This is a genomic window from Curtobacterium phyllosphaerae (genome assembly GCF_049341865.1).
Lineage (GTDB): Bacteria > Actinomycetota > Actinomycetes > Actinomycetales > Microbacteriaceae > Curtobacterium > Curtobacterium phyllosphaerae.
Genome location: NZ_JBMPIU010000005.1, coordinates 70,869 through 93,381, shown reverse-complemented (window position 1 = coordinate 93,381; position 22,513 = coordinate 70,869). Strand labels below are relative to the sequence as shown.

Genomic DNA, 22,513 nt, shown 5'->3' with positions numbered 1-22,513 from the left:
GCCGCCCCTGCGATGATGGCCCGGTGACGATCACCGCGCTGCACCTCGCGTTCCTGACCGGGGCCGGGATCGTCGCGGGCGTCATCGGGACCGCGGGCGGGATCACCTCACTCGTCGCGTACCCCGCGCTCCTCGCGGTCGGCCTGCCCCCGCTCACCGCGAACATCACGAACTCCGTCGCCCTCCTCGGCAGCGGCATCGGCTCGACACTCCGCGCCGGCCCCGAACTCGTCGGACATGCCGCGACCCTCCGCCGCTGGATGCCGGTCACGGTCCTCGTGTCCCTCGCGGGGGCGTTGCTGTTGCTCGTCACGCCGTCGGCCGTCTTCGACCACGTCGTGCCGTTCCTCGTCGCCGCCGGGTCGGTGCTCCTGCTCGCGCAGCCCGCGATCGCCCGCCGCCAGGAACGCCGCGACCGGGGCATGAGCCAGTCCACGGCGGCAGCGAGCGTCTCCGCGGTGTCGCTCTACAACGGGTACTTCGGTGCCGGATCCGGTGTGCTGATGATCGCCGTGCTCATGCTCACCGCGGAGCGCGACCTCCGACGGGCGAACGCGCTCAAGAACGTGCTCCTCGTCGCCGGCGACCTGCTCCCCGCCGTGCTCTTCGCGGTCGTCGGCAGCGTGGTGTGGTCCGCGGTGTGGCCGCTCGGCGTCGGCGCGCTCGTCGGCGGGCTCCTCGGCCCGTCGGTGGCGCGGCGCGTCCCGCGTGACACGTTGCGTGTCCTCATCGGCGTGTGCGGGTTCGCCCTCGCCGCGTGGCTGCTGGTCACCGCATGACGGCTCGCGTCACGACGCGCGTGCGGACGGACGGGAGGCGCGGGACGGGCCCGCCCCGCGCCTCCCGTCCGTCACGTCCCCGGTCCGGGACGGCGCGGGCGCTCAGTGCGCCACGGGCTCCACGATGTTCGACTCCTCGACCTCGGTGACCTCGTTCGCCGTGCGGAGGATCTCCTCGCGGCTCGAGGCGACGTTGACGGCCCAGTAGTAGATGACGAGCGAGAAGACGGCGACCACGACGATGTCCCACCAGAGCGGGAACACCGGGTGCGCGAGGGGGCCGAAGTCGCTGAGGTACACGATGAGCCCGATGCCGATGAGGTACGGGAACAGCCACTGCGCGGCCCGCCAGTCCCACCGCGGCTGGACCTCCTTGCTGCCGCCGAGCACACGGTTCAGCACGATGAGCACGAAGCCGATCGCGACGGCGATCCCGAGCTTCCAGTCGGTGTCCCATCCGGACCACAGGATGATCAGGTTGGCGATGATGAACGCCACCGGGGACAGCACGTGCGCGGCGGGCAGCCGGTAGGGCCGTTCGACCTCCGGGATCCGCTTGCGGAACGCGCCGACGGCGAGCGGCGCACCCGCGTACATGAGCACGGACGCACTCGTGATGAGTCCGACGAGGGACTGCCAGCTCGGGAACGGCAGGAAGCAGACGACGCCGATCACGAACGCGGCGACGAGCCCGACCCACGGCACGCCGGCGCGGGTGACCCACTCGAACGCCTTCGGGAAGTACCCGTTACGGCTGAGGCCGTAGGAGACGCGGGACGACGCCGTCACGTAGATGAGGCCGGTGCCCGCCGGGGACACGATCGCGTCGATGTAGATCACCACGGCGAGCCAGACGATCCCCGCACCCATCGCGATGTCGGCGAACGGACCGGTGAACGTCGTGTACGCGGCACCCGCCCAGGTGCCCTTGATGTCCTCCGGGCGAAGCGCGCCCAGGAAGAAGATCTGCAGCAACAGGTAGATCACGAGGCCGATGACGACCGACCCGATGACGGCTCGGGGGATGTCGCGCTTGGGGTTCGTCGACTCGCCGGCGAGCTGGTCGGCCTGCTCGAACCCGAGGAGCGAGAAGATGATCCCAGAGGTCGACACCGCTGCGAGGATGCCCTTCGCCCCCTCCGGAGCGAAACCGTTCGCTGCCGTGAAGTTGCTCCCGTGGAACCCGGAGAACGCGAGGACGACGATGGTGAGGACCGGGATGCCGACCTTCCACCACGTCGCCGCGGAGTTCGTGTTCGCGAGGATCCGGACGCTGAACAGGTTCACGAGCGTCAGGACGACCATCAGCACGATCGCCACCGCGATGCCGCTGCCCGTCAGCACCGCCTGGTGGTCGACCTCGTGCAGCCAGGCGTGCGCGAACGACCAGTGCTGCGCGTAGTTGATCATCGCCTCGACCTCGATCGGGGCGACCGTCGCGGCCTGGAGCCACGAGAACCACCCGAACGACGCCCCGGCGACGCCGCCGAACGCGATGTGCGGGAACCGCGCTGTCCCGCCCGCGATCGGGAACATGCCTCCGAGTTCGGCGTGCACGAGCGCGAGGATGAGGATCGCGACACCGCCGATCGCCCAGGAGATGATCGCGGACGGACCCGCCGCCTCGAGTGCGTGCTGCGACCCGAACAACCAGCCGGAGCCGATGATCGAGCCGGTCGAGGCCCAGATGAGCCCGATGAAGCCGACCTGACGCTTCAGGCCGCGACGGCCCTGCGTGGTCGGTGTTCCCGTTGTGGTGGCCAAGGTTGCTCCAACGTCGGATGGTTCAGGACCTGACCGACTTTGGCACCACAACGAGGGCCGCGGGGGCGACGCAACAGGCTTGGAACGAACCCGTAACGCGCCGGTAACACGCATGCTGTAAGAGCACTCAGACTACTTGGCGGCTTTCTTCGCCTTCTTCGCCCGCTTCTTGGCCTTGTCAGCCTTGGCCGTCGCACGCTCGACGAGCTTCTTCGCCGTCTTCGCGGCCGCCTTGGCCTCGTCCGCGGTCGTGACGGCACGCTTCCGATCGGCCTTGGTCCCGGTCTTCGCGATGGCCTTGACCGCTGCAGTGGCCTCCTTGGCGAAGCTCGTGGCCTCTGCGACGACCTTCTCCGCGGCCTTCGCGTTCTGCTTCGCCGCCTTCGCCTTCGCTTTGGCCTCCGCCGCGTCGGCCGCGGCGCTCGGCTCGGCGCTGGAGTCGTCGCTCGCCCGCGGCACGCCGTTCCCCGTCGGGAGCGGTGGAGCGATCGGCATCGTGGTCGGGACCTCGGACACCACCACGGGTGCGTCCGCCATGATCGCCGCCTCGTCGGGCGTCTCGGGGATGACGACGACGTCGCCCGCGTCCGGGACCGAGTCCGTGACCAGGGTCGTCGTGATCTCGTCGGCAGCGGCGTCATCGACGCGCTCCACGAGGAGCTCGGCGCCTTCCTCGGCGAGACGCACGAGCGCCGACGCGGCCCGGACCTTCGCGGTGGCACGACGGTCGACGACATCCGCATGCGCCTGCTCGAGGAACGTCCGGAGTGCACGCTCGGCGACGGTGCGGCCGCGCGGGGCGAGCCGATCGAGCCGGTCGATCTCGCCCGCGACCCCGGTCGACGAGGCCTCGACGCCGTCGTTCCGCGCTGCTTCGATGAGCGCAGCGACGGCACCGGCGGCACGTTCGGTGGCGAGTGCGCGCTGGTCGAGGACCACGAGCATCTCGAAGTCGGTACCGTGCGTCACGGTCTCGACCCGTGCCGGCTCGGTGCCTCGTCCGCGGAGCACCAGTCGCTCGTCCGTCGACGGCAGCCACGCGATGAGGGCCGCCACCGTCGCGACGGAGCCGACGATCCGTTCGTACTCGGCGAGTCCGAGCTGCTCCTGCTCCCGGATCCGGACGCGGATCGCGATCTCCTGCACGGTCGTTCCCTTCGGTCGGTGACCATCCCCACGGTAGTCCGGGCAGGTGAACGGGTCTGGGGAGCGAGGTGGCCCGGACGACGACCCCGACCAACTCCGGCTCGTCAGACCGCACTGGACGGCGAGCGGGACCGGGCCGCCAGACCACACCGGACGGCGAGCGGGACCGGGCCGCCAGACCGCACCGGACGGCGAGCGGGGCCGGGCCGTCAGACGACACCGGGCCGCCAGACGACGACGGCCGCAGCGCACACCCGGTGAGGGACGTGCACCACGGCCGGCGATGACCACGGATGTGACAGCGGACCCCGGCGCCGGAGCGAGTGGTGGAGATGGGGGGAATTGAACCCCCGTCCATCGCTGAGATTCGACGTCTTCTACGGGCGTAGCCAGATGATTCGTTCTGCTCGGCCCCGATCATTGCTACTGGCTTCTTGGTCGACGGGCCCAGCCCGAGTGCAAGTCCCGCACGGCCCTCAGACACAACCGTGCAGCAAGCCCTCTGCATGACGTCAGGGTCCGGTTAGAAGGCGATCACCGGTCTGACGGACTTCATGTGGCTCTACTGCTTACGCAGCGAGAGCGAAGTCAGTGCGCTTGTTATTGGCACTTGTTGTTTCCACGGATCGTTAACGAGACAACCGTGGATCCTCGGCCCGCTTCTCGTCGGCAAACAGGCGATGTCGAAACCGATCATCCCCATGAGTCCGCCGCCGAGGGCCGCTGTCACACTGTGGAGTTGTGAGTCTGCTCGACGAGTCGAACAGCAGTTCAGTCTACATGAGGCACGTCGACCCCGCCAGCGCGGGTCGGGCCTCCGTTCCGGAGCTACTCGCCCATGTGGCGGCGCGAGGACATCGCGCGCTCGGCCTCGCGCCGATCGGTGCGCTCCCGCAACGTCTGACGCTTGTCGAACTCGCGCTTGCCCTTGGCCACCGCGATCTCGACCTTGGCGCGGCCGTCGGAGAAGTAGATCTGCAGCGGGACCAGGGTGTACCCGCCCTCCTTGGTCTTGTGCGAGATCTTCACGATCTCCTGTTTGTGCAGGAGGAGCTTCCGCTTGCGCCGAGGGGCGTGGTTGTTCCACGTGCCCTCGGTGTACTCCGGGATGTGCACGGCGTCGAGCCAGGCTTCCCCGCCGTCGATGAAGGCGTAGCCGTCGATGAGGGATGCGCGCCCCTGACGGAGCGACTTGACCTCGGTGCCGGAGAGGACGATGCCTGCTTCGTACGTGTTCTCGATGGTGTAGTCGTGGCGCGCGCGGCGGTTCGTCGCGACGACCTTCTCACCGCGTTCCTTCGCCATGACGCCTCCTCGACGCTCGTTCCGCTGTCCGCTCGGTCCGGGCGGCGCTCGCCCGGGAGTGGGCGGCCGACCAGTCTATCGAACGTCGGGGTGCAGCGCGATCTTCCCGCGCGTCGCATCTCCGCACGGAGTCGGGTCGACGTCGCACGACACGCCGCGCGGACTCGGCCGAAGTCGCACGACACGCCGCGCGGACTCGGTCGAAGTCGCACGACACGCCGCGACGCCCGACCCGCACGCGGCGCGTCCTGCGATCTCGACGAACGCGCCCGGGCGTGGCGCGCGGAGGGGCGGGAGGCGCGGCGCGGGGCGCGTGCGTGCGCCCCGCCTAGACCTTCAGGTACCGACGGATCGCGACGCTCGCCGACCCTGCGGCGAGGAGCGCCCCGACCACCACCACGATGGGCACCACCACGGCGGTCTCCCCCATCCCGATGAACGGCGTCCCGGTGAACCGCGTCGACAGGTACCCGCGGACGAAGAACCAGACGACAGCCACGATCGCGCCACCCGCCAGGACCGCCCCGATGAGCGAGGCGATCACCCCCTCGAGGATGAACGGCGTCTGGATGAACCGGTTCGACGCCCCCACGAGGCGCATGATCCCGAGCTCCCGGCGTCTCGAGAACGCGGAGAGCCGGATCGTCGTGGCGATGAGCAGCACCGCGGCGACGAGCATGAGCGCAGCGATCCCGACCGCCGTGTACGACGACGCGTTCAGCACCGAGAAGATCGGTTGCAGGTAGCCGCGTTGGTCGACGACGCTCTGCACTCCGGCGAGCTTGGACAACGACTCGATGAGGACGTCCGACTGCGACGGGTTCTTCAGGTTCACCCAGTACGTCTCGTTGAGGTACTCCGGCTTCACGAACTCGGTCGCCGCGGAGTCCTTGAACTGCGACTTGAAGCGGGCGTACGCCTGGTCCTGCGTCTCGAAGTAGGTCTTCTGGATGAACGGCTTGAGCGTCGACGAATCGAGCTGCGCCTTGACCTGGTCGCGCTGGTCCGCCGTGGCCTTCGCGCCGGTGCAGTTGCCGGTTGTGTCCGTGTCGGTGCACAGGTAGACGGCGACCTGCGCTCGGTCGTACCAGTACCCCTTCATCTGGTTGATCTGCATCTGCAGCAGGATCGCCGTGCCGACGAAGGTCAGCGAGATGAACGTGACGAGCACCACCGAGACGACCATCGAGGCGTTCCGGCGGAGGCCGGAGCCGACCTCGGAGAACACCAGCCCGAGCCTCATCGGACGATCCCCGGGAGGGTCTGGATGCCGGTGGTGGTCGACACCGGTCTGCGGATGACCGGGATCGCCTGGGTCTCGTAGCCGCCGGCCTGCTCGTCGCGCTGGACGACACCGCCGGAGAGTTCGATGACGCGGCGCTGCATCTGGTTGACGATGCCCGCATCGTGAGTGGCCATGAGCACTGTGGTCCCGCCCTGGTTGATGCGTTCGAGGAGCGCCATGATGCCCGCCGAGGTGGTCGGGTCGAGGTTGCCGGTCGGCTCGTCCGCCAGCAGGATCGCCGGCTTGTTGACGACGGCGCGCGCGATCGCGACACGCTGCTGCTCACCACCGGAGAGCTCGTGCGGCATCCGGTTCGCCTTGCCGGACAGGCCGACCATCTTGAGGACGTCCGGCACCGCCTCGCCGATGAACCCCTTGCTCTTGCCGATCACCTGGAGGGTGAACGCGACGTTGTCGAACACGTTCTTGTTCGGCAGCAGGCGGAAGTCCTGGAACACGACCCCGAGGTTCCGTCGGAAGTACGGGACCTTCCGCGAGGAGAGCGACCCGAGCCGCTGCCCGAGCACGTGGATCTGCCCGCGTGTCGGCTTCTCCTCCTTCAGGACGAGCCGCAGGAAGCTGGACTTGCCGGAGCCGGAAGCACCGACGAGGAAGACGAACTCGCCCTTGAGGATCTCGAGCGTGACGTCGTTGAGCGCCGGATTCGGGTTGCCCGAATACACCTTGGTGACCTGGTCGAATTTGATCATGACCGGAACAGGGTAGGTCGGGATCCGGTGAACCGGGCTCAGGCGCGCGGCTCGACGTCGCGAGACCCCGCCGGCACCCCCGCGAGTGAGCAGGAATCGTCGGGTGCGGGCGATCGACCCGACGATTGCTGCTCACTCGCGCGCGGCCGGGCACGCCGCGCGGGGGCGCGGCCCGCGCGCCCGCGCCGGGCCGGTCAGTCCGTGGACTGCTTGCGCCAGCGGATGCCGGCGTTGATGAACCCGTCGAGGTCGCCGTCGAACACGTGCGAGGGGTTCCCGACCTCGTACTCGCTCCGGAGGTCCTTCACCATCTGGTACGGCGCGAGGACGTAGGAGCGGATCTGGTCACCCCAGCTCGCCGTGATGTTCCCGGCGAGCTCCTTCTTCTTGGCGTTCTCCTCCTCCTTCTTGAGGAGCAGGAGTCGCGACTGCAGCACGCGCATGGCGGCGGCACGGTTCTGGATCTGCGACTTCTCGTTCTGCATCGACACCACGGTCCCCGTCGGGATGTGCGTGAGGCGCACCGCGGAGTCGGTCGTGTTGACGGACTGTCCACCCGGTCCGGACGACCGGAAGACATCGACGCGGATGTCGTTCTCCGGGATGTCGATGACGGCCGTCTCCGGCATGAGCGGGATGACCTCGACCGCGGCGAACGACGTCTGTCGCTTGCCCGCCGCGCCGAACGGCGACATCCGGACGAGCCGGTGCGTGCCGGCCTCGATCGACAGCGTGCCGAACGCGTGCGGGGCGTCGACCTCGAAAGTGGCGGACTTGATGCCGGCCTCCTCGGCGTAGGAGGTCTCCATCACCGTCGTCGCGTAGCCGTGCTGCTCGGCGTAGCGGAGGTACATCCGCAGGAGCATCTCGGCGAAGTCCGCGGCGTCGACGCCACCGGCTCCGGCGCGGATCGTGATGACGGCGGGTCGATCGTCGTACTCGCCGTCGAGGAGCGTCTGCACCTCGAGCTCGCCCATGGTCTTCGTGAGGGCCTTCAGCTCGGCACCGGCCTCGTCCGCGGAGTCCTGGTCGTCGCCCTCGTTCGCCATCTCGACGAGCACCTCGAGGTCGTCGAGCCGCTGCTCGGTGTCGGTGACCTTCTTGAGCTCCGACTGCTTGTGCGACAGGGCGCTCGTCACCTGCTGGGCGTGCGCGGTGTCGTCCCACAGGTCCGGGGCACCGGCCTGCTCGCCCAGGTCGGCGATCTCGCGCTCGAGCCGATCGACGTCGATCACCGAGCGGATGTTCCCGAACGTCTCGCGGAGGGCTGCGATCTGCTCGCTGATGTCCAGTTCGACCATGGTGCACAAGCCTACCGGCAGGCCGCTGACGGCCGGGTCGGGCGCGATCCGTCGGACTGGAGGCTCGGTGCGGGTCCGCCCTGCACCCCGCGTCAGTGCGCGCCGAGCGTGGGCTGCCGCGCGGCCATGCCCGCGACGGACGCGCGGGCGACGGCGTCGGGGAGGGCGTCGAGGAACGCGCTGACGTCGTCGGCGGTCGAGCTGTGTCCGACCGTGATGCGGAGCGCCCCACGCGCGTCCTCCTCGGACACCCCCATCGCCATCAGCACGTGCGACGGCTCGGGGATCCCCGCCTGGCACGCGGACCCCGTCGACACGCTGATCCCGGCCGCGTCGAGCAGGAACAGGAGCGAATCGCCCTCGCATCCGGGGAAGGTGAAGTGCGCGTTGCCCGGCAACCGGTCGACCGGATCGCCCCGCAGCACGGCGATCGGCACCCGCTCGGTCACCCCGGCGATCACCGCGTCGCGGAGCGTCCTCGCCCGCGCGGCGTCGTGCACCGCGGACGCCGCGACCCCGAACGCCGCCGCCGCCGGTGCGTCCTGTGTGCCGGAGCGGACCTGGCGCTGCTGACCCCCGCCGTGGATGAGCGGCTCGACGACCGCGGTCCTCGCGAGCACGAGTGCGCCGATGCCCACCGGTCCGCCGATCTTGTGCGCGGAGATGCTGGTCGCGTCGAGGGGTTCGGCACCGCCCCCGGCGTGGTGCACGTCGACCGGGACCTGCCCGTAGGCGGACACCGCGTCGCAGTGCACGGGGACACCGGCCGCGTGGGCCAGCCGGACGACGTCCGCGACGGGCTGGACCGTGCCGACCTCGTTGTTCGCCCACAGGAACGTGACGAGCGCGACGTCCGACGCGTCCGCCAGTGCTGCGGCGAGCGCCGTGAGGTCGAGTCGGCCGAGGGCGTCGAGCGGGATCTCCTCGACCACGGCGCCGTCGTGACGTTCGAGCCACGCGACGGTGTCGACGGTCGCGTGGTGCTCCCCCGCGGGGACGACGATGCGCGGTCGCGGTCGCTCGGCCTGGCGCGCCCAGTACAGCCCCTTCACGCCGAGGTTGACGCTCTCGGTGCCGCCGGAGGTGAACACGACCTCGACGCCGTCGGCACCGACGGACGCGGCGACCTGCTCCCGGCCGGTCTCGAGCAGCATCTTCGCCGCCTGCCCGGCACTGTGGATCGACGACGGGTTCCCGACGGTGGCGAGGGCGCGCGTGTACTCGACGAGGGCGGCGGGCAGGATCGGCGTCGTCGCAGCGTGGTCGAGGTAGACGGGCAAGGTGGCGCTCCAGGCGGTGGGGATGCCCCGGTGCGGGGTCTCGTTTTCAGGATACGCGGGGCCGGTGATTAGCCTTGACCCGTGCAGACCGTCGACACCGCCAGCCGCCTGGGCCTCCGACTCGACGGCACCGGTGCGTGGTTCGCGGTGCACTCCGCGTCCGCGACGTCGGTGACGCTCGTCGTCCCCGCGACCCCGGCCCACGCCGAGCTCCGTGTCCCGATCACCCCGGACGGGACGGTCGCCGGCGTCTGGTCCGGCCGGGTGGACGGGATCGCCGTCGGTGACCCGTACCACCTGCTCGTCGACGGCCCCGACGGTCCGCGGCACGACTTCGACCCGGAGCGGCCCCTGCTCGACCCGTACGCCCGGGGCATCGTCCCGAGCGCGACGACGCCCGGCGGGTGGACCTCGGTCGCGGTGTCCGACGACTTCGACTGGGGCGACGTCCCGAAGCCCATGACGCCGCTCGACCGGACGGTGCTCTACGAGGCGAACGTGCGGACCCTGACCGCCGGGAACCCGGACGTCCCCGAACACCTCCGCGGCACGTACGCGGGGATCGCGCACGAGAGCACGATCCGGCACCTCCGACGCCTCGGGGTCACGGCCGTCGAGCTGCTGCCCGTGCACGCGTTCACGTCCGAGCAGTGGCTGCACGGCACGGGTCGGGAGAACGCCTGGGGGTACAACTCGCTCGGCTTCTTCGCACCGCACGCGGCGTATGCGTCGATGCCGGCTCGGGACGCCGGCGCGGACGCGGTGCTCCGTGAGTTCAAGGGCATGGTCCGGATCCTCCACGAGGCCGGGATCCAGGTCGTCCTCGACGTCGTCTACAACCACACCGCCGAGGAGGGCCGCGGCGGCCCGACGACGAGCCTCCGCGGGATCGACGGGGCGAACGCCTACCGCTGGACCTCCGACGAGACGGACCCCGCCTACTTCGACGTCACCGGCTGCGGGAACTCCCTGAACACGAGCCACGAGCCGATGGCCGACCTCGTGATCGACAGCCTCCGCTACTGGGCGGAGGAGGTCCAGGTCGACGGGTTCCGGTTCGACCTGATGGCGGCGCTCGCCCGGAACGCGGAGCACGCCTTCGACCCGGACCACCCGATCCTCGACCGGATGCGGGACGATCCGGCGCTCCGGGACGTCCTGCTCGTCGCGGAACCGTGGGACGTCGGCCCGGACGGCTGGAAGACCGGGGCGTTCGGGCGCGGGGTGGCCGAGTGGAACGACGGCTTCCGCGACACCGTGCGGCAGTTCTGGCTGACCGACATCGCCCGGGAGCGTCGCGAAGGCAGCCCGCAGACCGGCATCGGCGCGCTCGCCGGCGCACTCACCGGGTCGCGGCACATGTTCGGTGTCGACCGCGGACCGCTCGCGGGCGTGGCCTTCGTCACCGCGCACGACGGGTTCACGATGCGCGACCTGGTGTCCTACGACACCAAGCACAACGAGGCGAACGGTGAGGACAACCGGGACGGCACGAACGACAACCGGTCGTTCAACCACGGCGTGGAGGGACCGACCGAGGACAAGGGGGTCCGCACCCACCGGCAGCGGTCCCTCCGGAACCTGATGGGCACCCTGCTCCTCTCCGCAGGCATCCCGATGCTCACCGCGGGCGACGAGCGCGGCCGGACGCAGCACGGCAACAACAACGCCTACGCGATCACCGACGACACCGTGTGGGTCGACTGGTCCCCGATCCCCGAGGCCGAGTCGTTGATCGACGACACGGCGGCGCTGATCCGGCTCCGACAGGCGCACCCCGCGCTCCGGCCGTCGCGGTTCGGCGTCGAGGGCGCGGTCACCCCGTCGGCCTCCCGGATGACCTGGTACGCCACCGACGGCGAGCTCATGACCCGCGAGCGCTGGGACGAGGCGACCCACCGGGCGCTGCAGTACTTCGTCGAGTCGACCCCGGAACACGAGGAGTACGACCGGGTGCTCGTCGTCGTGCACGGCAGCGGCCGGACGCGGGACATCACGCTCCCCCGCCATGACGACGTGGAGTCCTACCGGTTGGCCTGGTCGAGCGAGCGGCACCGTGACCACGACCGGCAGCGGCCGGCGGGCACCATCTTCACCGCGTACGGCCCCGGCATCCACGTCTTCGAGATCCGCTGAGGCCCGCGGGGATCCGCTGAGTCCCACGGGGATCCGCCGAGGCCCACGGGGATCCGCCGAGGTCCACCGCGGTCCGCGGGCACGCCGACCTGACCCGCTGGGGCACCCCCGAGTACGGTCGAGTGGTGGACATCGCAGACCGACCCGTCATCGGGCGCATCCCCGTCACCGACCTGGAACCCTCGACGCCGATCGGGTTCCCGAGCAAGGCGTTCGACGGCGAGGTGATCACGTTCTCCGCCCGGGTGTTCCGCGAGGGGCACGGCGTCATCGGCGCCGACCTGGTGCTCGAGCGTCCCGACGGCGCCACCCGCACCGTCCCGATGACGCCCGGCGCCCCGGGGACCGACCGGTACGTCGCCACGGTGCAGGTGGACCACACCGGCATGTGGACCTGGCACATCGAGTCCTACGCCGACGACTGGGCGAGCTGGGTCGGCGGGGCGCGGCTGAAGATCGCCGCCGGCGTCGACACCGAGGCGACCCTCCTCGACGGTGCCGTCCTGCTCGAACGCCTCGCCGCCGAGGCCGACTCCCCCGCGGCGTCGGAGGCGGCCGTCCGCATCCGGGACACGTCCCGGGACGCCGGGACGCGCCTCCAGGCCGTCGACGACCCGAGGATCACCGGGGCGCTCGTCGACACGCCGCTCACCAGCCTCCGCTCCACATCGGCACCGCAGGCGCTCGACGTCGAACGCACCCGTGCCGGCGTCGGCGCGTGGTACGAGTTCTTCCCCCGGAGCGAGGGCGCCAGGCGGCTGCCGGACGGTGCATGGCGGAGCGGCACGTTCCGGACAGCCGCACGCCGGCTCCCGGCCGTCGCGCGGATGGGGTTCGACGTCGTCTACCTGCCGCCGATCCACCCGATCGGCACCACCGCGCGGAAGGGTCCGAACAACACCCTCACCCCCGGCCCGCACGACCCGGGGAGCCCGTGGGCGATCGGGTCCTCGGCTGGCGGTCACGACGCGATCCACCCCGACCTCGGGACGGTCGAGGACTTCCGCGAGTTCGTCGAGACCGCGAAGAACACCGGGATGGAGGTCGCGATCGACTTCGCGCTCCAGTGCTCGCCCGACCACCCCTGGGTGCTCGAGCACCCGGAGTGGTTCACGATCCGCGCCGACGGCTCGATCGCGACCGCCGAGAACCCGCCGAAGCGGTACCAGGACATCTTCCCCATCCAGTTCGACACCGACCCGGAGGGCATCGTCACCGAGGTCCTCCGTGTCCTCCGGTACTGGATCGGCCTCGGCGTCGGGATCTTCCGCGTCGACAACCCCCACACGAAGCCGCTGTGGTTCTGGGAGCGGGTCATCCGGGAGATCCGCGTGGACCACCCCGAGACCGTGTTCCTCGCCGAGGCGTTCACACGTCCGGCGATGATGCGGGCGCTCGCCGAGTCCGGGTTCACGCAGTCGTACACGTACTTCACCTGGCGGAACACCAAGGAGGAGATCGAGGAGTACTTCACCGAGCTGAGCTCCGAGACCGCCGCCTACCTGCGGCCGAACCTCTTCGTGAACACCCCGGACATCCTCACCGAGTACCTGCAGTTCGGCGGTCGCGCGGGCTACAAGGTCCGGGCCGCACTCGCCGCGACGGGCTCGCCGACGTGGGGCGTCTACTCCGGCTTCGAGCTGTTCGAGGACGTCGCACGCCCCGGGAGCGAGGAGAACGTCGACAACGAGAAGTACGAGTACAAGCCGCGCGACTTCGCCGCCGCCGAGGCGGCAGGGGCGTCCCTCGCGCCGTACATCACGATGCTCAACCGACTCCGCTCGGCGCACCCGGCACTCCGGCAGCTCCGGAACCTGCACGTCCACGGCAGCGACAACGACGCCATCGTCGTCTACTCGAAGCACCTCGACGGCGAGTTCACCCGCTCCGGCCGACCGGACACCGTGATCGTCGTCGCGAACGTCGACCCGCACTCCGCACGGGAGGCCACCGTGTCGCTCGACCTCACCGCGCTCGGGGTCGCCCCCGACGCACAGCTCGACGTCCGTGACGTCGTCACCGGCGCCCGCTGGACCTGGGGCGCGTCCAACTACGTACGGCTCGACGCCTTCGCCGAACCCGTGCACCTGCTCGTCGTGGAGGGAACCCGATGACCGACAGCCGCCAGCCCGACCAGCCCTCGGACAAGCTGCCGACCCGGCGAGTGGAACCGGGACGGCCGGGAGGCACGGCCTCCCCCGCCCCGCAGGCTCCGGTCCCCGGACGCCCCCCGATCGCGCCGCCCCCGCCGCCGCCCGTCGCGGTGCAGAGCGCCGCCCCGGTCGCACCCGCCGTACCGCGCACCGAACCGAACGTCTCGGCACCGGGCGAGGACCTCCCCGGCGCGCCGACGCCGGCGGCGGAGTCGCCCGACCGCGACGTCGCCGAGGCCGACACCCTCGCCGGTGGTGCCGGTCCCGCGCCGACGACCGACACCACGAGTGCGGGTGCCGGTGCCGGTGGTGCCGGTGCCGCCAGTGCGCCGGGCGCGACTCGCGAGACGGAGGGGCCCCGTGCCTCCCGTCCGGATGCGAGCACGACCGCCGCGGAGACCGCGACCGCGGTCTCGGACACGGCCGCAGCCGCACCGCATCCCGACCACGTCGAGGACTGGCTGCTGCGCGAGGTCGCCGAGGGGCGCTGGTCGCAGCCGCACAGCGTCCTCGGCCCGCACCCCGTCGACGGCGGGACGAGCGTCCGGGTCGTCCGGCACCTCGCGAACGCCGTGACCGTCGTCACCCGCGACGGCGACGACTTCGCGCTGGAGCACGAGGGACACGGCGTCTGGTCCGGAGCGACGACCGGTGCGCTCGGGGCGTACCGGGTCGAGGCCGAGTTCGACGAGGAGATCTGGACGTCCGACGACGCCTACCGGTTCGCCCCGACGCTCGGCGAGCTCGACCTGCACCTGTTCGGCGAGGGCCGCGACGAGCAGCTCTGGCATCACCTCGGTGCACACGTGCGGACGGTCGACGGCGTCCCGGGCGTCGCGTTCGCCGTGTGGGCTCCGCGCGCCACCGCCGTCCGGGTGATCGGCGACTTCGAGGGCTGGGACGGCCGGACCACCGCGATGCGCCGACTCAGCGACCTCGGCGTCTGGGAGCTGTTCGTCCCCGGTGCCGTGGACGGGCAGCGCTACAAGTTCGCGATCCTCACCGACTCCGGGTGGGTCGAGCGTGCCGACCCGTTCGCGCGCCGGACCGAGGTCCCGCCGCTCACCGCCTCCGTGGTGACGGAGTCCTCCTACGCGTGGTCCGACGACGACGACGCCTGGATGCAGCGGCGTGCTGCATCGACCACGCACGACCGGCCGATGAGCGTCTACGAGGTCCACCTCGGGTCCTGGCGCCCGGGCCTGTCGTACCGCCAGGCCGCCGACGACCTCATCGGGCACGTCACCCACCTCGGGTTCACGCACGTCGAGTTCCTGCCGCTGTCCGAGCACCCGTTCGGCGGCTCGTGGGGCTACCAGGTCACCGGGTACTACGCCCCGACCGCTCGCTTCGGGTCGCCGGACGACCTGCGGTACCTCATCGACCGCCTGCACTCCGCGGGCATCGGCGTCATCATGGACTGGGTCCCCGGGCACTTCCCGAAGGACGAGTGGGCACTCGCGAAGTTCGACGGGTACGCCCTCTTCGAGCACCCGGACCCCCGCCGCGGCGAGCAGCTCGACTGGGGCACCCTGGTGTTCGACTTCGGGCAGCAGCAGGTCCGGAACTTCCTCGTCGCGAACGCGCTGTACTGGCTCGAGGAGTTCCACATCGACGGGCTCCGGGTCGACGCCGTCGCCTCGATCCTGTACCTCGACTACTCCCGGACCGAGTGGCTCCCGAACCAGTTCGGCGGCCGCGAGTACCTCGAGGCGGTCTCGTTCCTCCAGGAGACGAACGCCACCGCGTACAAGCGCTACCCCGGCATCGTGATGATCGCGGAGGAGAGCACGTCCTGGCCGGGGGTCACCCAGCCGACGAGTGCCGGCGGACTCGGGTTCGGGCAGAAGTGGAACATGGGCTGGATGCACGACTCGTTGGAGTACGTGCAGCGCGACCCCGCGTACCGCGCCTACCACCACGACGAGATCACGTTCTCGTTCGTGTACGCGTTCTCCGAGCAGTTCACCCTGCCGATCAGCCACGACGAGGTCGTGCACGGCAAGGGGTCCCTCTACGGCAAGATGCCGGGCGACGAGTGGCAGAAGCTCGCGAACGTCCGCGCGTACCTGACGTTCATGTGGGCGCACCCGGGCAAGCAGTTGTTGTTCATGGGTCAGGAGTTCGCGCAGCCCTCCGAGTGGAGCGAGGAACGCGGTCTCGACTGGTGGCTCCTCGACGACCCGGGCCACCTCGGTGTGCAGGACCTCGTCGTCGCGCTCAACGCCGTGTACAAGGACAACCCGGCGTTGTGGGCGCACGACGCCACGGCGGACGGGTTCGAATGGCTCGAAGGCGGTGACGCGGAGCACTCGACGCTCGGGTTCATCCGGAAGGCGGGCGACGACCGCATCGCGGTGTTCGTGAACTTCTCCGGCGTGCCGGTGTCGCGTCGGTTCGGGCTGCCCGTCGCCGGGACCTGGACCGAGATCCTCAACTCCGACGCCGTCGCGTACGGCGGGTCCGGCGTGGGGAACCTCGGGCAGGTCGTCGCGGAGGACAAGCCGTGGGCCGGGCGCCCGGCCTCGGCCGACATCGTCGTCCCGCCCCTCGGTGCCGTCTGGCTGAAGCTCGCGCGGTAGCGGGAGCGGTTCTTCCGCGAAACACCAGGTTGGCCGCGTCGCGCAGGGGTGTCTCCCTGCGCGACGCGGCCAACCTTGTGTTTTCCGGAGGTGCGGTGGGGCCAGGCCGCCTACGCGTCGAAGGCCCTGGCCCGTTCGAGCAGGCGGTCGAACGCCGCGTCCTCGTCCGGGTCCGCGACTGCGCGACCGGGCTCGGCGTCGAACCACTCGACGATCTGCCGCGCACCCGTCGCCCACGGGATGGTCGCCGTCCACCCCGGCACGAGCGACTTGACGTGCGTGTTGTCGAACACCACCGAGTGCATCCGGTCGCCGAGGATCCCCGGCCCCCAGGCCGGCACCATCCGCGCGACGCTGTCGCTGGCGACGTGCACGATCCGCGGGTCGTCGACACCGGCCGCGGCGGCGAGCGTCCTGGTGATCTGGTCCCACGGGAGCGCCTCGTCCGAGGTGATGTGCACCGTGTCGCCGATCGTCGCCGGCACCCCGAGCAGCCCGACGAACGCGCGGGCGAAGTCGTCGTGGTGGGTGAGGGTCCAGAGCGAGGTGCCGTCGCCCGGGACGACGACCTCCAGTCCGCGCCGGAGCCGGTCGATCGTCGTCCAGCCGCCGAGGAGCGGCACGCTCGTCCGGTCGTAGGTGTGCGACGGGCGGACGATCGTCACCGGGAACCCGGTCTCGCGGTACGCGGCGACGAGCAGGTCCTCGCAGGCGATCTTGTCGCGGGAGTACTGCCACCACGGGTTGCGGAGCGGCGTGGACTCGCGGATCGGGAGCGACGCCACGGGTTTCTGGTACGCCGACGCCGAACTGATGAACACGTACTGCCCGACCCGGCCGCGGAACAGCTCGACGTCCGCCTGCACCTGGTCCGGCGTGAACGCGACGAAGTCGACGACGACGTCGAACCGTCGGTCTCCGACCGCGGCCCGGACGGATGCCGGATCGGAGACGTCGCCGACGAGCACCTCGACGCCGTCCGGCACCGGCCTGGTGTGCGAGGCGCCGCGGTTGAGGACCGTGAGCTGGTGTCCGAGCTCGAGCGAGCGGACCGCGGCGGCCGAGCTGATGATGCCCGTCCCGCCGATGAAGAGGACTGTCAACGCTGACATGGGAGGCTGCTTCCTGAGAGACGAGTCTCCAGTCTGCACCCCACGGACTGGAGGGACGGTGCCGGTCGGCCCCGTCCCTCCTGTCCCGCGCCCGGTCACGGGCGCACCGCCGGACGAGCGCGTCAGTACAGCAGCATCGTGAGCCGGCGTCGGGCCGCGATGACTCGTGGATCCTCGGTGCCGACCAGTTCGAAGTACTCCACGAGCCGGGCGCGGACGGCGTCGCGGTCCTCACCGGACACGCCCGGGAACACGTCGAGCAACCGCGCGAAGGCGTCCTCGACGTGACCCCCGCTGATGTCGAGGTCGGCCACGCCCATCTGCGCGTGCGCGTCCGTCGGCGACTCGGCGGCGGCGGCACGGAGCTCGTCGGCGGTCCGGCCGTCGAGCCGGTCGAGCAGCGACACCTGGGCGAGCCCGGCCACCGCCATCTGGTCGTGCGGGTCCTGCAGGATGGCCGTCCGGTACTCCTGGATCGCCGCCGCGAAGTCACCGCGCTCGATCGCGTCGTAGGCGGCCTGGTGGTGCGGCGGGAGGGGCTCGGGTTCCGGCTCGGACGCCGGGTCCTGCTCGGCGCCGGGTACCGCGTCGGATCCCGACAGCTCGACACGACCGGCGACCCCGTTCTGCTCGGCGACCTGGAGCACCTGCTCGAAGACGTCGCGGACCTCGGCCTCCGGCAGTGCGCCGACGAAGAGTCCGAGGGGGCGGCCACCGACGACCGCCGCGACGGTCGGGATCGACTGCGCCTGGAACGCCTGTGCGAGCTGCGGGTTCGCGTCGACGTCGACCTTGGCGAGGACGACCCGCCCGTCGTACTCGGCGGTGATCTTCTCGAGGACCGGGGACAGCTGCTTGCACGGCCCGCACCACTCGGCCCAGAGGTCCACCACGACGGGGACGATCGTCGAGAGCTCCAGGACGTCCTGGAACGAGGCGTCCGTGACGTCGATCACCAGGGAATCGAGGGTCACCGGGGTCCCGTCGTGGTCGTGCGCGAGTGCACCGGCCTGTTCCGCGACGGCGCCCGGGGTCGACTGGCCCGGCGCGGACTGGCCCGATGCTGTCGGTCGGTTCACCAGGGACGACAGGTCGACCGCGCCACGGAGACCGGCGGGGAGGGACGGGGGGACGTTGCTCATTGGACCTCACTCGCTGCGATCAGGCCCTGACTGAACCCGAGCAGTTCTATCTTGGACTTCGTGCCGACCGGGGGCACGTAGAAGAGCAGCTGCACACCGTAGGTCGCGCTGATCCCCTTCGTGCTCGTGCCGACACCCGACAGGGCCTTGACGGCACCCTCGGTGTTGACCTCGGCGCCGGCCTGGGTCGGCGTGACCTTCTCGATCTCGTCGAGCGTCGTCGAGACGAGCGCCCCGGCCTTGTTCGTCGCGAGTGCGATGCTCGCGTTCTCCGGGATCTCGGAGGAGTACTCGATCTTGGCGGTCGACGGCAGGCTCGAGGACTTCGAGTCCTTGTACGGCTTGCCGATCTTCGAGCGCAGGTCGTCGCCGTCGGACGAGAACGTGTCGGCGTACTGGCTCGCCGTGTCGTTCGCCAGGATGTCGGCGTACGCCCCGGCGATCTGGCCGGGCGGCAGCGTGAGGAGCTTGACGTCCGGCGAGAGCTGCGCGGCACCGATGCTCACCGGTGGCACGTCCGTGAACGTCGCGCCGGCCTCGAGCGCGACGTCGTAGTCGACCTTGTACTGGGACCGCGCGGATTCCTGAACGAGGGTGAGCGCCTGCGGGGCGGTGTCCTTGTCCGCGGGGTCCTGGACGACCACGAACACCGTCCGCGGCCACGAGTCGGTCTGCTGCGGGACGGCGACGGTGACGTCCCCCGACGGGATCGCCGGGGGTGCCTGCACGTCCGTGTCCGAGCCGCGGATCGTGTAGTTGGCCTTCCGGAGCGCCAGAGCCGGCCCGGTGAACCGCTCGGCGGCGAGGTCGGCGTTCCGGTCCGAGTCGGCCTTCGCTGCGACCTCGGCGATCCGGCCGACGATGCGCTTGATCTGCGGCGCCGTCGCCGCGGTGGGCTCGGCGGCCGTCTCCGCGGCACCGGACTCCGTCGCCGTCGGGGTCGGAGTGGGGGTCGCTCCGGATCCGTGCGGCCAGTACTCCGAGGAGCACCCGGCGAGCGTCAGACCGGCGACCAGGACGACCGGCACCACCGCGACCATGCGGCGGCCGCGACGACCCCGCGGCGGGACCTGGGCCCCGGCGGCCGCGGCGCGACGGGAACCACGGACCCGCGGCGGACGACCGCCGCCGCTCCGACGACGCGGTCCGCGGAGGCGGCGCTGGTGGAGGATCGCCCAGACGTAGAGCGCGATGCCGAGGGCGACGAAGAAGCCGCCGGCGGTCATCAGCGGCCCCACGAGCGGCGTGGAGGTGTCGCGCGGCCAGGTCACCGAGACCGTGCCGACGCTCGAGGTGCCGTCGCCGTCCACGAGGAGCAGCGACGTGCTCGACGGCAGTTCGACCGTGAAGTCCGACGCCTCGGAGCCGGAGTACTCGGCGGACCAGAGGTCGCTGCCCGCGGGATCCGGCACGCTCCGCTCCGACCCGGTGGTCTTCGCGCGGAGGCTCGTGTCCTCGGCGTCGTACCGGAGCGTCTGGTGCCGGGCGTCACCGACCCAGGCATCGACGTCGGTCGTCGTCCCGTACACCGCCACGAGGTCCTTCGACGCACCCGTGATGCGGACGTGCTGGTGTCCGGGGTTCGCGTCGAGCGTCGTCCCGGGGATCACGGTCACACCGGCGGACGAACCGCTCGTCGCCGCGACCGTCGAGGTCGGTGGGGCGAAGATCGTGCGCTGGCCGACCCCGAGGCCGACGAGCACGACGCCGATGACGAAACTGACGATCGCCAGGACGAATCGCACGGAGACACTCCCTCCGCGCCGCAGGAATGGGACATGCGGCGCGCCACCGACACGGCGGCTCTGCCCTTCTCGGACATGTTTGGGCAAAACGGACGGTTCAGGATAGCCGGGGAGCCTGGGAGGCACATCCCCGTCGCACGGACGACCGGTGCACGGGAGCCCCAGGAGCCCGGCCACTACAATCGAGGCCGGACGACCACCGTCCGTCGAGACGTGCAGGAGCGACATCGTGGCCAACGACGAGGCAGAGTTCGGGAGCGAGCTGCGGGGGTACCGCAAGGACGACGTCGACCGTGCTCTGGGGCAGCTCCGCCGTGAGCTCATCAAGTCGAACAACGACCGCGCCGAGGCAGCCCGGGAGCTCCGCCAGCTCCAGGTCCGGGTCGACGACCTGCAGCGCGAGCTCGACGAGGCCGGCACGCCGACGTACAGCGGACTCGGCACCCGGCTCGAGAACACGCTCCGGGTGGCCGAGGAGCAGTCGACACGCCTGATCAGTCAGGCGGACATCGATGCCGAGCGCGTCCGGGCCTCCAGCCAGACCGAGGCCGCCCGGCTCCTCCGCGGGGCCCGGACCGAGGCGAGCGACACGCTCGACGACGCCAGGACCCGTGCCACGAACGAGCTGTCGCGAGCCCGGGCGGAGTCGGCCGACACCATCGAACGGGCGCGCGCCGAGGCCGGCCTCGCCCTCCAGGACGCCCGCACCGAAGCCGCCGCGATCCGCTCCGCGGCCGTCACCGAGGCCGCCGAGAACCGGTCGGTGAGCATCCGGGAGACGAGCGCGCTCCGGGCACAGGTGGAGCGTGAGGTCGCCGAGCTCCGCGAGGTCGCGCACCGCGAGTCGACCGAGGCGCGCGAGTCCGCGGCCGAGCTCGACCGCGACACCGCACACCGGCGCGGGGTGTTCGAGGCCGAACACGAGCGCAGGACCGCCGAGCTCGACCGCGTCACGACCGAGGGACACGACACCCTCGCCCGCGAGCTCGCCGCCGGCCGCGACGACTGGGACCGGACGCGCGCAGCCGAGCGGGCGGCGCACGATCGCGACCTCGCGGACGGCCGCGCAGCGCTCGACGCCGAGGTCGCCGCCCGCCGAGCCGACCTCGAGGCCGAGTTCGGCGATGCGCGGAGCGACCTCGACGCCGAGCTCGGCGCCCGACGAGCCGATCAGGACCGGGCGTTCGCCGAGTCCCGGAGCGCCCTCGAGCAGGAGCTCGCCGCGGCGCGCGCGGACCTCGCCGTCGACGTCGAGCAGACGCGCATCGAGAACGACCGGCTCGTGGCCGAGACGACCGCCCGGATCGACCGGGAGACCGCCGAGCACCTCGCCCGCATCGAGCGCGAACGCGCCGAGGCCGACGACGCCGCAGCACGCGCGGTGCGGGCGCACGAGGCCGAACTCGCCGACCGGCGCGCCGCCGAACACGCGGCGCTCGACACCGAGGTCGCGGACCGCCGGACCGCCGAGCTCGGCGAGCTCGAGGCCGAACGCATCGCCCTCCGCGCCGAGATCGACCGCGACCGCGCCGACCACGACCGATCGCGTGCCGAGACCGACGCGGAGATCGTCCGTGCCCGCGACGCCGCCCGCACGGCGCTGGAGTCCGAGCTCGCGGGCCGGCGTGACGAAGCCGAGCAGGACTACCTGCGGAAGCACCACGAGACGGTCACGGAGACCCAGCGGTACCTCGACGAGGCCAACCTGCAGCTGGCGGACGCGATCCGACGCGCCGCCGACGCGCGGACCGAGGCGGACCGGCTCGACCGCGAGTCGAAGGACGCTGCGCGCGAACGCGAGCAGCAGGCCGAGGAGGCTGCGCTCACGGCCGTCCGTTCCGCGCAGGAGCGTGCGCACCTGCTCGTCACCGACGCCGAGACCCGGACCGAGCGGCTCCTCGCGGACGCGGAGGACCGGCTCGCCGCGATCCGGATGGAGCGCGAAGCAGTTGCCGGGTACCTCGAGAACCTCCGCGGAGCGCTCTCGCACGCCGCCGACGGCTCCGGAGACTGACCGACCCGCACACGCCAGCCGGACTGGAGGCGCGACCCCGGCCTCCGGTCCGGCCATCG

General features: G+C 71.2%; 15 protein-coding genes and 1 other RNA gene. 5 read left to right on the top strand and 11 right to left on the bottom strand.

The genetic code is table 11. The features are described from left to right. The first annotated feature begins 23 nt into the window (after window positions 1-23). Window positions 24-779 carry a sulfite exporter TauE/SafE family protein gene (locus ACO0E0_RS10500; protein WP_422871368.1) on the top strand — a complete coding sequence of 252 codons (756 nt, stop codon included), beginning with the start codon at window positions 24-26 and terminating at the stop codon, window positions 777-779. Between the two features lie 102 nt (window positions 780-881). On the opposite strand, the gene ACO0E0_RS10495 is transcribed toward ACO0E0_RS10500, so the two are convergent. The 8 genes from ACO0E0_RS10495 to ACO0E0_RS10460 all read right to left on the bottom strand — a co-directional run bounded on the left by ACO0E0_RS10495 (window position 882) and on the right by ACO0E0_RS10460 (window position 9,570). After that, the gene (locus ACO0E0_RS10495) at window positions 882-2,543 is read right to left on the bottom strand and encodes an APC family permease (protein ID WP_422871367.1); all 1,662 of its coding nucleotides are present in this window, start codon (window positions 2,541-2,543) and stop codon (window positions 882-884) included. A gap of 132 nt (window positions 2,544-2,675) precedes the next feature. Further along, window positions 2,676-3,689: a hypothetical protein gene (locus tag ACO0E0_RS10490; protein WP_422871366.1), complete on the bottom strand. Its 1,014-nt coding sequence runs from the start codon at window positions 3,687-3,689 to the stop codon at window positions 2,676-2,678. 324 nt (window positions 3,690-4,013) lie between these two features. Further along, window positions 4,014-4,390: a transfer-messenger RNA gene (gene ssrA / locus ACO0E0_RS10485) on the bottom strand. Window positions 4,391-4,517: 127 nt separating this feature from the next. Beyond that, a complete protein-coding gene (gene smpB, locus ACO0E0_RS10480; protein ID WP_422871365.1) occupies window positions 4,518-4,994 on the bottom strand; it encodes an SsrA-binding protein SmpB in 477 nt (158 codons plus the stop codon). A gap of 328 nt (window positions 4,995-5,322) precedes the next feature. Then, on the bottom strand, window positions 5,323-6,237 hold the full coding sequence (ftsX, locus tag ACO0E0_RS10475; RefSeq protein ID WP_422871364.1) for a permease-like cell division protein FtsX: 915 nt from the start codon (window positions 6,235-6,237) through the stop codon (window positions 5,323-5,325). Beyond that, complete coding sequence (gene ftsE / locus ACO0E0_RS10470; protein WP_422871363.1) at window positions 6,234-6,989, bottom strand: cell division ATP-binding protein FtsE; 756 nt, start codon at window positions 6,987-6,989, stop codon at window positions 6,234-6,236. The genes ftsX and ftsE overlap by 4 nt, the downstream gene beginning before the upstream one ends. 194 nt (window positions 6,990-7,183) lie before the next feature. Next, entirely contained in the window at window positions 7,184-8,290 is a 1,107-nt protein-coding gene (gene prfB / locus ACO0E0_RS10465) for a peptide chain release factor 2 (protein WP_422871362.1), read from the bottom strand. Between the two features lie 92 nt (window positions 8,291-8,382). Continuing rightward, on the bottom strand, window positions 8,383-9,570 hold the full coding sequence (locus ACO0E0_RS10460) for a cysteine desulfurase family protein (protein ID WP_422871361.1): 1,188 nt from the start codon (window positions 9,568-9,570) through the stop codon (window positions 8,383-8,385). 81 nt (window positions 9,571-9,651) lie between these two features. On the opposite strand from ACO0E0_RS10460, the gene ACO0E0_RS10455 reads away from it, so the two are divergent. The 3 genes from ACO0E0_RS10455 to glgB all read left to right on the top strand — a co-directional run bounded on the left by ACO0E0_RS10455 (window position 9,652) and on the right by glgB (window position 16,441). Beyond that, on the top strand, window positions 9,652-11,706 hold the full coding sequence (locus ACO0E0_RS10455; RefSeq protein WP_422871360.1) for a glycogen debranching protein: 2,055 nt from the start codon (window positions 9,652-9,654) through the stop codon (window positions 11,704-11,706). A 125-nt stretch (window positions 11,707-11,831) separates the two neighbouring features. Then, window positions 11,832-13,820, top strand: coding sequence for an alpha-1,4-glucan--maltose-1-phosphate maltosyltransferase (locus ACO0E0_RS10450; RefSeq protein ID WP_422871359.1), 1,989 nt, complete (start codon window positions 11,832-11,834; stop codon window positions 13,818-13,820). Then, window positions 13,817-16,441, top strand: a complete 2,625-nt coding sequence (gene glgB / locus ACO0E0_RS10445) for a 1,4-alpha-glucan branching protein GlgB (RefSeq protein WP_422871358.1) — start codon at window positions 13,817-13,819, stop codon at window positions 16,439-16,441. The genes ACO0E0_RS10450 and glgB overlap by 4 nt, the downstream gene beginning before the upstream one ends. 110 nt (window positions 16,442-16,551) lie before the next feature. Here glgB and ACO0E0_RS10440 read toward each other — a convergent pair whose 3' ends face one another. From ACO0E0_RS10440 to ACO0E0_RS10430, 3 genes are all read right to left on the bottom strand, one after another. Then, entirely contained in the window at window positions 16,552-17,553 is a 1,002-nt protein-coding gene (locus tag ACO0E0_RS10440) for an SDR family oxidoreductase (protein ID WP_422871357.1), read from the bottom strand. A gap of 122 nt (window positions 17,554-17,675) precedes the next feature. Further along, a complete protein-coding gene (locus ACO0E0_RS10435; RefSeq protein ID WP_422871356.1) occupies window positions 17,676-18,695 on the bottom strand; it encodes a tetratricopeptide repeat protein in 1,020 nt (339 codons plus the stop codon). Further along, window positions 18,692-20,440 (bottom strand): DUF8094 domain-containing protein, encoded by a 1,749-nt coding sequence (locus ACO0E0_RS10430; protein ID WP_422871355.1) that lies wholly within the window; start codon window positions 20,438-20,440, stop codon window positions 18,692-18,694. The genes ACO0E0_RS10435 and ACO0E0_RS10430 overlap by 4 nt, the downstream gene beginning before the upstream one ends. A gap of 229 nt (window positions 20,441-20,669) precedes the next feature. On the opposite strand from ACO0E0_RS10430, the gene ACO0E0_RS10425 reads away from it, so the two are divergent. Further along, complete coding sequence (locus tag ACO0E0_RS10425) at window positions 20,670-22,454, top strand: coiled-coil domain-containing protein (RefSeq protein WP_422871354.1); 1,785 nt, start codon at window positions 20,670-20,672, stop codon at window positions 22,452-22,454. Window positions 22,455-22,513 lie beyond the last annotated feature (59 nt).